The following is an 11,777-nucleotide window of genomic DNA, read 5'->3' on the forward strand; positions in this document are numbered from 1 at the left end:
TCTATAGGTTAATCGTGGTCCTTATACAGCGTGTCAAATAAGCTAATCATGAACTCATTACGCATTGTTCTGGCCGATTCCAACGAATCCCTTATAGTTTCAGCCATTTCATGTTCTATTTTTTTAAAATAATTGCTCTCTGGGATTATTTGGCGATTTGCTTTAATGGATTGCCCCAATAATTCTATAGACTTCATGAGTGGATTTATTTTTTCAGAAAAAACGTAGCGACTTAATCGCATAGGATGGGTTTTCTCAAGCCACCAGGATAAAAAGGGATTGCTGGTGCTTCGCACAAGGGGTTGCATCACCGACTGATACAGCAAATCATTGGCTTCAGACACTTGCCGAACCTTTTCAAAAGGCTGTGTTGGACTACTCGTGCACAGCTCGGTAATATCACGTTCCTCAAAACGCACATGATATTGCTCTTTGCTGCAATCCGGGTCGCCCGTTGGATTCACAATCACCATTTCATAGAGTCCAGGCTTTAATTGTTCAATAGCAGTACCGTGTTCTAAGATGGCGCGATGGTGCAGGCGCACGACTTTGGCGGATACAAAAATCCCTAAATGCCCAACTGATGGATGAAGGAGGTAAACAATGCGCTGTTTGGCCTTCTTCAAAGCTTGAGTCGTGGGATAAATCGTTCTTATCCAGTGTAAGGCCTGTCGTGGTGGGGTAATTTGATCGCCTTGGGAAGCAAAGACAACAATGGGGCTTTGAATGCGTTTTAAATCGTAAACACATCCTGGATGAATCAGCATTTCACCACGTTCTAATTGATCGCCAACAAAAAGATTATTCACGGTGGCTGTAATTTCTTCTTGGCTAAATTGGTAAAAACCATTCCACCAGCGTTCAAATTCTAAAAATCGCTCCTGCTCCACATCCATTTGATCAAATAAACCATAATATTTATCCCAGATCGTCGTGGTCGGATTTAAAATCTCGAAATTGGAAACCAACCAGGCCCCATCAAAGGTTCCATCCTTTAAATCGGAGAGAAAGCGTGCACTCCATACGCCGCCTAAGAGTCCACCTAAGAGTTGCATGGGATTAGCTTCTTCTTCATTGTTTGCCCAATAAGAAACAGGGGAACCATTCATGACCGTCAAACCAACCGATCCCACACAATCTGAGGCTAATAGAGCAAGCATCCAACCTGCTTGGCAATTACCATAAAGAATAGGGGAGTTACCTTCATGCAAGGCTTGCACTTTTTCGACAAAATGGCGCAGGGTGGTCAAGACATCGGCGAGCTTTTGGTGAGGAATGGGCTCAGGATAAAAAATAACGAAATACACGGGATGGCCACTGTGCATGGCAATGCCCACTTCCGAGTCACGTTTGAAGCCGCCAATACCTGGCCCATGACCTGCTCTGGGATCAACGATAATCACTGGCGACAAAGTAGGATCGAAACATTTTTCAAAACACTCGTCACCTACTTCGAGGATTTTAATTAACGCATAATTGGTTTTGGGGTCAAGTGTTCTTCCATCCATGACTAATTCATATTTAAAATTTAACAGCAGCGGTAATCCTTGTTTTTCATGTTCCATCATGTTGTTGGCCCGTTCACGCAAAGTATCAAAAAACAAAACAGAGCGTTGCCAATAATCTATTGGGTAAGAAAAAAGATCATGCCAGATTTGATCTGGGACTTCGGTATCTTGCTTATCCATGCTTCACCACGACTTTGAATGACTCAATAGTTTCTATTGTGGACCAGGAAGAGTATTTTTACAAAAATAAACAATCATCACTCCATGGCTAACCTCATGCATTTTGCTGGTCATGTGGAAGTTACTGGAATTGATATCGAGAATGGGGTTGATGAAGGTGTTTGACTTACATCGAATTATGGCGGTACTAGACTTGGTATAAAAGAAGGCCTAATGCCATACACAGATAGATTTGATAATAACTCAACTTGACAATATCATGCTTAGTAAATCTTTTTGAGCTATACTAAGTTAAACCATTTTTTTACTTATAAATTTAATGAGAGTACTGGTTAATTTGAAGTCTGTTCATTAAAGATTGATTAACATGGAAGCTAATGATCATGATTAAATTATTCAAAACAGTTATTGCTGTTTGTTGTCTCTTAGGAGCTATGCTATTGGCAAACTCTTGCTCAGAAACTAAAAATCCTAATATTCATGATCTTAATGTTCATAATAAAAGACCTGGCGGGACCGGCGGGCGTTAAACATTCCAAACAGCTTTTCAAAAAGGGATAATCCTCTCAAGGGGATATTAATTCATAATCAAAGAATCAAAAAACACTAACAAGCCATTTACAGAGCACTTGTGCTGTCATTAAAAATAAACCCCGGACAAACAACAGGATATATTTGCTGCGAATAATCCGGGAATTGGATGATGCACCATTATAAGCTGGATCATTTGGAAAAGCGGTACAAAAATTGGTATTAAAAAAAGCAAGAGTTCTTCATTTACATCGTGTTATCCGCGTTCTAAGGTCGTATGAGTATCAATATGAGTGTTTTAAACAGTTGGGATAAGTCTCAAATATATGATAGAGTTTTAAAAGCATCGCTAGATGTACTGCATTTTCTATAATTTGGAGCCATTAATGAAAAATACAAGGATGGTTGTACTTCTTTTCGTTATGTTAGCCAGCCTATCTGCGCTACTTAGCGCATGCCACAAAACGCAGCAAAATTCTGCGACAACCGAAGAAGGTTATGGTGGCACCAGTGGAGGGCATGGAGGACACGGTGGGCATGGAGGTGGGGGCCACTAGAGATGGTTTTTTAAATCTAAGCCATCGTCTTCAGAAGTAATTATTTTTAAAGTCTCTTATGTAAAGTATTTTTTGTTTCATGGAATAGCATTAGGGAAAAAGTTTGATGTTTAACATGGTGCGACGCGAACTAAAGTGAACAATTATGGATAATACTGCAGTTGCCAAAGACAATGAAAACCCCGTAGGCACTATTGTCGAAGTCAATGGACCTGTTGTAAAAATATTTTGTGATGTGTTACCCCCATTATATCAGTCGCTCAAAACCTACACTGATACGGACAGTTATGTACTTGAGGTGTGTCAGCATCTGGACCAACATCATGCCAGAGCCATTACCTTACATCGTGCCACAGGACTACAACGGGGATTAGCTGTTTATGATCAAGGCACCCCTTTGCAAATTCCGGTTTCTCCTAATTGTCTTGGGCGACTCTTAAATATTTTTGGCGAACCTTTGGATGGGGTTTTGCCCTTAGAAACTAAGGAATATCGTGACATTCTCAACAAGCCCACCTCAATTGACATGACAACGACCCAGGAAGGTATTCTTGAGACGGGAATTAAGGTTATCGATTTACTTTGTCCTTTCGTTAGGGGTAGTAAAACAGGGTTGTTTGGAGGTGCCGGGGTTGGAAAAACCATCCTGCTGATGGAATTGATGCATGCCATCATTCAATTGCACCAAGGAACGTCTGTTTTTGCAGGGGTTGGCGAGCGGATTCGTGAAGGTCATGAATTGTGGCACGAAATGCAAGCTGCAGGCGTCATGGATAAGACCCTAATGATATTTGGGCAAATGGATGAGTCACCCGGTGTACGCTTTCGCACGGGATTATCGGCATTAACGTATGCCGAATATCTTCGCGATACGCTATCTCATGAAGTGCTTTTTCTCATTGATAATGTTTATCGTTTTGTGCAAGCAGGCAGTGAAATTTCAGGACTTTTAGGCAGAATGTCGGCGAGTGTCGGCTATCAACCGACCTTAATGACGGAGATTGCCGAACTCGAAGAACGGATTACCTCAACCCCGAAAGGTGCTGTTACTTCTGTGCAAGCCGTTTATGTTCCGGCCGATGACATGAGTGACCCAGCCGTGACCGGCATTGTGACCCATTTGGATTCGATTGTGGTGCTCTCACGCGCACAAGCAGGTAAAGGCATTTATCCTGCCATCGATGCACTTGCTTCCAAAAGTAAATTTATGGATAAAATGATTTTAGGCGAGCGCCATTATGCGATTGCGCAAGCCGTACGCGAACATTTGGCACGTTATCAAGAACTCGAAGACATCATTTCCATGATGGGAATTGAAGAGCTTTCGTCTCAAGACCGCAATATTGTGTTAAGAGCGCGTAAATTACAACGCTACCTGACGCAACCTTTCCATGTAACCAAACAACAAACCGGTATTGAAGGGCAATCGGTTGCATTAGAGCAAACCTTAACCGATTGCGAATCCTTCATCAAAGGCGATTACGATGCATTTTCAGAAGAGGAGTGTTATATGATGGGCTCCATGAATAAGGGGGCTCACGACTGACATGGAACCATTTACAATTCATCTTCAAAGTGCAACTCAATATGAACAAATCGATACGGTGGTTAGTTTTGTGGGTGAGGATGCTTCGGGGCAGTTTGGGATTTTGGCCAATCATGCCCGCATGATGACCTGTTTAAAGTTTGGTTTGGCCTGGTTTCGTGATGAACATAACGAAACGCACTATTTAGCTGTACCCGGCGCGGTGGTTTATTTTAATAAAAATCAACTCTACATTGTGACACGCCATTATGTGCGCCATAAAGAGTATCAAGCCATACACAGTGCACTCGAGAAAGAATTACAGTTTGAAGAAGAAAATCTTTTGAGCATTAAAGACAGCTTGCATCGTTTGGATGAGGCAATGTTAAAACGTTTATGGGAATTAAAACGGCAGAATGGCTATGGCATTTAAAGATCCAAAGAAGGAACTGGAACAACAGGTGAAACGAAGTGTTCACAAAATGAACCAGGCAAAAAAAAGTAAATCCACTTTATTAGCCCAAACGGTTTATTTAGGGACCTTAGGCTTTGTTTTTGTATTACCGATTATTGCCGGAGCCTATCTTGGGGTTTGGCTCGATGAAAAAATAAAAGGGTTTTCCATCAGTTGGACCATCAATTTAATCCTTGTCGGTGTGATTGTTGGTGCAGTTAATGTGTATCTTTTGATTAAGGAATAGCGGTGGGCTCAGAAGGATTTTTAGCGCGCTTTGCATTTTCACTAGGGTGGCTCAACATCAGCCAAAGCCTATTGACTACCTGGCTTATTATGCTGGCTTTATTTCTTTTTGCCTGGGTTTCAACGCGAAAACCATCCCTTCAACCCGGTACTTGCCAGGTTATTTTAGAAGGAATTTTGAGCACCATGCATGATGCAATTAAAGAAGTACTGCCTGCCCATGTGGATTTGGTGTTTCCTTTTGTGGCCACCTTGTGGATTTTTATCCTTACATCCAACTTAATTGGGGTGATTCCGGGATTTTATGCCCCGACGGCTGATTTATCGGTGACGGCCTCCCTTGCAATTTTGACTTTTTTATCAGTGCATTGGTTTGGCATTCGTGCCGAAGGGCTACGCGATTATTTAAAGCATTATCTTAAACCCACGCCTTTTTTGTTGCCGTTTCATTTAATCAGTGAGGTCTCTCGAACGTTGGCCTTGGCAGTACGCTTATTCGGTAATGTGATGAGCTTGCAATTAACCGCATTGATTGTACTTATGATTGCCGGATTTTTAGCCCCTATCCCCATCCTCATGTTGCATATTATTGAGGCCATTATCCAGGCGTATATTTTTGGGATGCTCGCTTTAATTTATATTGCTGGGGGAATTCAATCACACGAGCTGAAGAAGCAAGGAGAATCATCATGAATGGTATCAGTTGGTTTAGTTTAGCATCAACCGTTATAGCAGCACTCGCGATTGCTATCGGAACCATAGGTCCGGCGCTCGCTATGGGGCGTGCGATTAGTCAGGCACTGGATGCTTTGGCACGACAACCGGAGGCTGAAAAATCCATCACCAGAACCTTATTTATTGGTTTGGCTATGATTGAATCGTTAGCCATTTATTGTTTGGTGATTGTATTGATTATTCTCTTTAGAAATCCATTATTGTCTTATTTTGTTAATCAGCAGGGATAAAATAAATGGAACTGTCTTGGTCAACTTTTTCATTAGAAGTCATTAATTTTCTAGTCCTGATTTGGATTTTAAAGCATTTTCTTTATGCACCCATCCAAAAAACCATTGTAGAGAGAAAAAAAACAGTGCAAGAACAATTAACAACGGCTCAAACTCTACACAATGAAGCGACCCAGTTACAAATAAACTATGAGCATCGTCTCACCGATTGGCAACAAGAGAAAACAACGCTGCAAAGTACCTTGCAAGAAGAATTGGAACAATGGAAAGCGGAAGAAAAACTTCGTTTTGAACACCAATTGCGTGAAGAAAAAGAGCAGGTTTTTGCCCATGAGAAGCAACAACTCGCCGTACTCATTGAAAAAAAGGAACGAGAAGCCTTGCTTTTGGCGGGTAAATTTGCCGCAAAACTCGTCATCGACTTTGCTGATGCTCGTCTTGAAGAGAAAATCATTGCAAAAACCATTGAGGACCTCGCTTCTTTCCCAATCAAACAATGGCAATCGATGAGTGCAGTCTCTGAAGAAGACAGTGTATGCATCCAAAGTGCCTTTCCCATCAAGGAACAGCAACGGCAGCATCTCATACAAGCCATGGAACAATTCGTGCCTCAAAAACTTAGCGCACGTTTTACTGAAAATCCGACTCTGCTTGCAGGATTAACCATTCAAATGGGCTCAGTGGTTTTGCAGGCCAATCTTCGCGATGAACTCAAATTCTTTACGGAGAGCAAAAATGGACTTGTCTAATCGTCCTTCGTTGATTGATAAAACGCGGCAGCGTATTGAGGATTATCAATTTCAAATCAGAGTCTCGGAGCAAGGACAGGTTGTTTCAGTAGGCGATGGCATTATTTGGATTAAGGGATTACCCACTGCTGCCATCGATGAAATTTTAATTTCAGTCGATGGTTGTTGTATCGCGATGGTTTTTCATCTCATGGAAGATTTGGTGGGCGCGATTATGTTGGTGCAAACGAAAAAATTAAAAGCAGGCACCGCCATGTTTCATTTGAAGCGCGCCTTGAGTCTCCCTGTAGGCGATAAACTGCTTGGGCGAGTAATTGACCCTTTAGGCAATCCGTTAGATGGCGGTGAAGTGCCTCAATGTGAGGAACAGGGTTTATTGGATATGTTGTCCCCACCCATCATTCATCGTGATTTTGTGAATCGTCCCTTTTATACGGGGAATAAAATTATTGATAATTTAATTCCCATGGGTAAAGGGCAGCGGGAGTTAATTATCGGGGATAATGGGCTTGGAAAAAGTTCGCTGGCCATTGATGTGGTCATTAACCAAAAAAATCAAAATGTACGTTGTGTTTATGTATTGATTGGCCAAAAGCGCTCGACCGTAAGCAATACCATTCAATTATTAAAAGAGGCTAATGCCCTAGACTATACAACCATTGTGGTGGCCCAAGCAACGGCATTACCAGGATTTCTCTATCTTGCCCCATTCGCGGGCTGCGCCATTGCCGAACACTGGATGAACAAGGGTTTAGATACGCTAGTGGTTTATGATGATTTGAGTGCCCATGCGAACAGTTATCGAGAGCTTTCCCTTTTACTGCGCAGACCTCCTGGACGCGAAGCCTTTCCTGCAGATATTTTTTATCTTCATTCACGTTTGTTAGAGCGCTCCACTTGCTTGTCTGCTGAAATGGGTGGCGGCAGTATGACTACACTACCGATTATTGAAACCAAAGAAGGTGAAATTGCAACGTATATTCCGACCAATCTCATCTCCATCACCGATGGACAAATCTTTTTTGATGAAAAACTCTTTTCTTCAGGCTTTCTTCCAGCCATTGATATCACCAAATCCGTTTCACGCGTTGGTGGTAAAGCCCAGCATCCACAAATTAAAAAAGAAGCCGGGAGAATGAAACTGGATTACATGCAATTTCTTGATTTAGAAATTTTTACCCGCTTTGGTGCACGGCTGGATGCCAAAATGCAAAAGCAGATTCAAAAGGGACGACTTTTAAGAGAAATATTGAAGCAAGACAGACTATCACCGCTGCCTATTGAGTTTCAACAAGCCTGGCTTATTGCCTACAACGACGGTTTATTGGACCCATTGACTGTAGAAGAGATTCCACCTGTTCTCAAAAAAATAGAACAAGAACTAAAAAAGACCGACTTGACTTTAGGAAGCTCACGAGAACAATGGAAGAATGCGGTAAAAAGCTGGTTAAATGGCTAAGGCTTAACCTATCCTTTAACTCACGGAAGATTTTATGACGAAACGAACTAAACTAAAAGAGCACCTTCATACCTTAGAAGAAATTGGTGACATCATGACCGCCATGAAAAATTTGTGTTTCATTGAAATGAATAAAATCACTAAAGTTCTTGTCCTGCAGGAACAAGTCATGCAAACACTTCGTGAGGTGAGCCGTGATTTTTTAAGCTTTTATCCTATTTTTCCCACGAATCAACAAGAAGCTCATCCTGCGATTTATATTCTCATCGGCTCAGAAAGAGGCTTTTGCGGCAGTTTTAATGATAATGTGATGCATCAGTTAGATACTTTAAAAGAGCGCAATGCTGAATTTAACCCAGCACTCATTGTGGTCGGGCGTAAACTTGCCTTAAAAATGGCGGATGATGCTCGAGTCATGGCCACAATCGATGGGCCTAATGCCATTGAAGAAATTCCAGCCGTGATTTTAAACCTGTTACAAACTTTAGAGAAAGTGTCCTCCCAAAGACATATTGCCTTGCATTCCTGGCAGTGGGACATTCTGTGCAATGAGGAAGAACACAATCAAATTCAAGCAAAAACCATGCAACCCTTCAAAGAGTTTTGCGCCAACGATGCAAATCATGGTTCCATTCCACCGCTACTCAATTTAGCTCATGAGCAATTTTTAGCTGAATTTGTGGATCATTACCTATTTTCCATGTGTTATTCGGTTTTTTATCAATCGTTTTTTGCAGAAAATCATCAAAGGCTCTTTCATTTGAATAGCTCGTTAGATCGTTTAGAAAGTAAAAAGAACTCATTAAAAGAATATCTTAATTTGCTGCGTCAAGAAGAAATTACGGAAGAAATTCAGATTATTATGTTGAGTGCGGAAGCGCTTATTGGCACTAAATAAACAATCCATTTTACGTACCTTGCTATACAATGATATACTCAAACGCACATTTAAATGTTTTAGGCTGCTTGTGGACACGCCATAAAAACACTATCCCAATTTGGAAATTCGGATAACTCAAGTGACACTAAAGTGGTTCATAAGTGATAGGGATATTTGCTTCATGGGGTTATGTGTTCAATCAATCATCGCATTGAAGAAAAGGCTAGGTGGCATCACCGTAGTCCTTTTTTCTGTATTTTATTTAAATACGTATGCCACTACTTTGTCAACGCCCCTTTCTTTTTCCGAAGCAGGTCGGCTTGCCATTTTGTTTTCTCCTGAACTGAAACGTTTGTGTACTGAGGCGGAAGCTTTAGATCAGAAAGCCATCGCGGATCGTCAATTACCCGATCCGAAGCTGATGGCAGGGACTATTAACGTGCCTACCAATAACTTCAGCTTTACACAAGATGAGATGACGATGATCATGGGTGGATTAGAGCAACGACTTCCGCCAGGACATTCTTTAGCTATCAAGTCACGAAGGACCAAAGCAGAAGCGGTGGTCTATCGTGCGCGATTTCAAGAACAAAAGCTGGCTCTAGCCCGTACAGCACATGAGGCCTGGCTTGAATTGTACTATTGGCAGCAAGCAGCTCATATTGTTCAGGCGAATCGTCGTTTGTTTGTGTACTTACTTAAAGTCGCCAAATCGCAATATGCGCAAGCTATAGCTACCCAATCGGACGTACTGCAGGTGGAAGTAGAACTATCCCAATTAGACGAACAACAAGTTCAAATCACCCAGCAAATAGAACAAGTGCGTGCAAAACTCGGACGTTGGATAGGGCAAGAAGAGGCAAGACGTCCGCTGGCCGCTAAGTTACCTAAGTTACCCCACCTCCCATCATTAAGTACATTAAAAAATAACATAAAAAGTCATCCTTTATTAAAAGCAGATTTAGGTTCCATTCAGGCCAATCGCGAAGCAGTGGCTTTAGCAAAAGAGCAATTTAAACCCGGAGTGGTTTTTGATGTGAATTATGGGGTGAGACAAGGCCGCATGCCCGATGGGACGCCCCGTTCCAATATGTTGACCGCGCAAGTTACCGTTGATTTACCCATTTTCCCCAAGCATCGCCAAACACCACGTCTAAGGGAACAATTTCTTCATTTAGAATCGGCATTCTTGGACAGAAATGCCCACTTTCGCGATTTAATGGAAATGCTCATCAGCTCGTATGCTGCTTGGCAGCAGCTCATACGACGTGACGCAGTCTTTACGCAAAAGCTGATGCCAGAAGCCAAGCAAAATGCCAAAGCAGCCTTGCTGGCGTACCAAAGTGCCACAACGGACATGAATACAGTATTGCGTGCCTACAGCGGAGAACTCAATATCCAGTTGGAGCAATTAAATGTTGAAATTGAGCAGCTTAAAACACGGGTAACACTACTCTACCTAGAAGGAAAAACAGGATGAAGCTGAAAATAGTCGCACTCCTTATTGTGTTACTGGCAGTCATTTTTTTAGTGAAAAAATGCGCTTTCCCTACTGAAAAAACGACGAATCAAGAACATGCGAACAATGAAAAAGGAAAGCCCATGTATTGGATTGACCCCATGAATCCCATGATTCGGTACAATAAGCCAGGCCTTTCTTCCATGGGGACGAAACTGGTGCCCGTTTATTCTGATAATGAAGGGGCGACAACCAATGGCAAAATAACCGTACGCATAGCCCCTGAGATTGTGGATAATCTCGGGGTGCGTACCGCACCTGTCAGAAAAGGAACGCTTGTCCGAAAAATTGACACTGTGGGCTATGTGACCTCGAACGAAAATCTTATTAGTAACATTAACGCTTATGTTGATGGTTGGATTCGAAATCTTGTCGTCAAAACAACCGAAGCTCCTGTGACCCAAGGCCAATTACTCATGCAGCTTTATTCACGAACCCTGGTCAATGCCGAAGAAGAATATTTAATTGCGCTTGAAACCAAGGAGTCGACCCTGATTGATGCCTCGCAGCAAAAATTAATTTCCCTTGGCATGGCCGAAACACAAATTCAACAGTTAAAAAAAACGCGCAAAGCAAGTCAGCTTGTGGATATCTTTAGCCCGCAAAATGGCATTGTGGCTACCTTAAATGTTCGCGAAGGCATGCGGATAACGCCTGAAATGAAAATGATGAGTATTATTGATTTATCAACCATCTGGATTATTGTGGAGGTGTTTGAGCAACAAGCCTCATGGCTTAAAGTAGGGCAATTGGCCGAAGCGCAATTCCCTGCTTTTCCTGGCAAAGCTTGGAAGGGCAGGATTGACTACGTTTACCCTCAGCTCAATCTGAAAACACGTACCCTTAAAGTGCGCTTACGCTTTGACAATCCGGACAATCACTTAAAACCCAACATGTATGCCCTGGTTACCTTGTCCCTGACACCCTTGGAACAGGTGTTGAGCATTCCCAAAGAGGCCATCATTCAAACGGGTGAGGGGGCTCATGTGATTGTTGCTTTGAGTGAAGGTCGCTTCCAAGTTCAACCCGTAGTCACCGGCATTGAATCAGGTGACCGAATAGAGATTTTATCGGGATTAAAAAAAGGAGACTGCGTGGTGAGCTCAGGAGAGTTTTTGATTGATTCGGAGGCCAGTTTAAAAGCAAGTTTACAGCGCATGAATGACAAGCAAAGCAAAAAAGGGAAAATGAATGCACATTAAAA

At 42.2% G+C, this 11,777-nt stretch carries 13 protein-coding genes; 12 read left to right on the forward strand and 1 reads right to left on the reverse strand.

What is annotated here, in order from left to right; all coding sequences use genetic code 11:
* Positions 1–8 precede the first annotated feature (8 nt).
* Entirely contained in the window at positions 9–1,688 is a 1,680-nt protein-coding gene (locus LFA_RS17610; protein WP_045097761.1) for a DUF3141 domain-containing protein, read from the reverse strand.
* A gap of 383 nt (positions 1,689–2,071) precedes the next feature.
* On the opposite strand from LFA_RS17610, the gene LFA_RS19980 reads away from it, so the two are divergent.
* The 12 genes from LFA_RS19980 (at position 2,072) to LFA_RS17660 (ending at position 11,775) form a co-directional block, all read left to right on the forward strand.
* Entirely contained in the window at positions 2,072–2,218 is a 147-nt protein-coding gene (locus LFA_RS19980) for a hypothetical protein (protein WP_157010453.1), read from the forward strand.
* A 387-nt stretch (positions 2,219–2,605) separates the two neighbouring features.
* On the forward strand, positions 2,606–2,776 hold the full coding sequence (locus tag LFA_RS19985) for a hypothetical protein (RefSeq protein WP_157010454.1): 171 nt from the start codon (positions 2,606–2,608) through the stop codon (positions 2,774–2,776).
* Positions 2,777–2,921: 145 nt separating this feature from the next.
* On the forward strand, positions 2,922–4,322 hold the full coding sequence (atpD, locus tag LFA_RS17615) for a F0F1 ATP synthase subunit beta (RefSeq protein ID WP_045097762.1): 1,401 nt from the start codon (positions 2,922–2,924) through the stop codon (positions 4,320–4,322).
* Between the two features lies 1 nt (position 4,323).
* On the forward strand, positions 4,324–4,734 hold the full coding sequence (locus LFA_RS17620; RefSeq protein WP_045097763.1) for a F0F1 ATP synthase subunit epsilon: 411 nt from the start codon (positions 4,324–4,326) through the stop codon (positions 4,732–4,734).
* Complete coding sequence (locus LFA_RS17625) at positions 4,724–5,002, forward strand: AtpZ/AtpI family protein (protein ID WP_045097937.1); 279 nt, start codon at positions 4,724–4,726, stop codon at positions 5,000–5,002. Before LFA_RS17620 ends, LFA_RS17625 begins: the two co-directional genes overlap by 11 nt.
* 2 nt (positions 5,003–5,004) lie before the next feature.
* Positions 5,005–5,694: a F0F1 ATP synthase subunit A gene (locus tag LFA_RS17630; protein ID WP_045097764.1), complete on the forward strand. Its 690-nt coding sequence runs from the start codon at positions 5,005–5,007 to the stop codon at positions 5,692–5,694.
* Complete coding sequence (locus tag LFA_RS17635; protein WP_045097765.1) at positions 5,691–5,966, forward strand: F0F1 ATP synthase subunit C; 276 nt, start codon at positions 5,691–5,693, stop codon at positions 5,964–5,966. The genes LFA_RS17630 and LFA_RS17635 overlap by 4 nt, the downstream gene beginning before the upstream one ends.
* A 5-nt stretch (positions 5,967–5,971) precedes the next feature.
* Positions 5,972–6,715: a F0F1 ATP synthase subunit delta gene (locus tag LFA_RS17640; protein ID WP_045097766.1), complete on the forward strand. Its 744-nt coding sequence runs from the start codon at positions 5,972–5,974 to the stop codon at positions 6,713–6,715.
* The gene (locus LFA_RS17645) at positions 6,702–8,174 is read left to right on the forward strand and encodes a F0F1 ATP synthase subunit alpha (RefSeq protein WP_045097767.1); all 1,473 of its coding nucleotides are present in this window, start codon (positions 6,702–6,704) and stop codon (positions 8,172–8,174) included. Before LFA_RS17640 ends, LFA_RS17645 begins: the two co-directional genes overlap by 14 nt.
* Before the next feature lie 34 nt (positions 8,175–8,208).
* Complete coding sequence (locus LFA_RS17650) at positions 8,209–9,072, forward strand: F0F1 ATP synthase subunit gamma (RefSeq protein ID WP_045097768.1); 864 nt, start codon at positions 8,209–8,211, stop codon at positions 9,070–9,072.
* A 163-nt stretch (positions 9,073–9,235) separates the two neighbouring features.
* A complete protein-coding gene (locus LFA_RS17655; protein ID WP_052674065.1) occupies positions 9,236–10,534 on the forward strand; it encodes a TolC family protein in 1,299 nt (432 codons plus the stop codon).
* Complete coding sequence (locus tag LFA_RS17660; RefSeq protein WP_045097769.1) at positions 10,531–11,775, forward strand: efflux RND transporter periplasmic adaptor subunit; 1,245 nt, start codon at positions 10,531–10,533, stop codon at positions 11,773–11,775. Before LFA_RS17655 ends, LFA_RS17660 begins: the two co-directional genes overlap by 4 nt.
* Positions 11,776–11,777: the final 2 nt, after the last annotated feature.

This window comes from Legionella fallonii LLAP-10, from assembly GCF_000953135.1.
Taxonomy (GTDB): domain Bacteria; phylum Pseudomonadota; class Gammaproteobacteria; order Legionellales; family Legionellaceae; genus Legionella; species Legionella fallonii.

Coding starts and splice junctions, on each gene's coding strand:
- LFA_RS17610 (WP_045097761.1), bottom strand. CDS start 1,688: ATGGATAAGCAAGATACCGAAGTCCCAGATCAAATCTGGCATGATCTT.
- LFA_RS19980 (WP_157010453.1), top strand. CDS start 2,072: ATGATTAAATTATTCAAAACAGTTATTGCTGTTTGTTGTCTCTTAGGA.
- LFA_RS19985 (WP_157010454.1), top strand. CDS start 2,606: ATGAAAAATACAAGGATGGTTGTACTTCTTTTCGTTATGTTAGCCAGC.
- atpD (WP_045097762.1), top strand. CDS start 2,922: ATGGATAATACTGCAGTTGCCAAAGACAATGAAAACCCCGTAGGCACT.
- LFA_RS17620 (WP_045097763.1), top strand. CDS start 4,324: ATGGAACCATTTACAATTCATCTTCAAAGTGCAACTCAATATGAACAA.
- LFA_RS17625 (WP_045097937.1), top strand. CDS start 4,724: ATGGCATTTAAAGATCCAAAGAAGGAACTGGAACAACAGGTGAAACGA.
- LFA_RS17635 (WP_045097765.1), top strand. CDS start 5,691: ATGAATGGTATCAGTTGGTTTAGTTTAGCATCAACCGTTATAGCAGCA.
- LFA_RS17640 (WP_045097766.1), top strand. CDS start 5,972: ATGGAACTGTCTTGGTCAACTTTTTCATTAGAAGTCATTAATTTTCTA.
- LFA_RS17645 (WP_045097767.1), top strand. CDS start 6,702: ATGGACTTGTCTAATCGTCCTTCGTTGATTGATAAAACGCGGCAGCGT.
- LFA_RS17650 (WP_045097768.1), top strand. CDS start 8,209: ATGACGAAACGAACTAAACTAAAAGAGCACCTTCATACCTTAGAAGAA.
- LFA_RS17655 (WP_052674065.1), top strand. CDS start 9,236: ATGGGGTTATGTGTTCAATCAATCATCGCATTGAAGAAAAGGCTAGGT.
- LFA_RS17660 (WP_045097769.1), top strand. CDS start 10,531: ATGAAGCTGAAAATAGTCGCACTCCTTATTGTGTTACTGGCAGTCATT.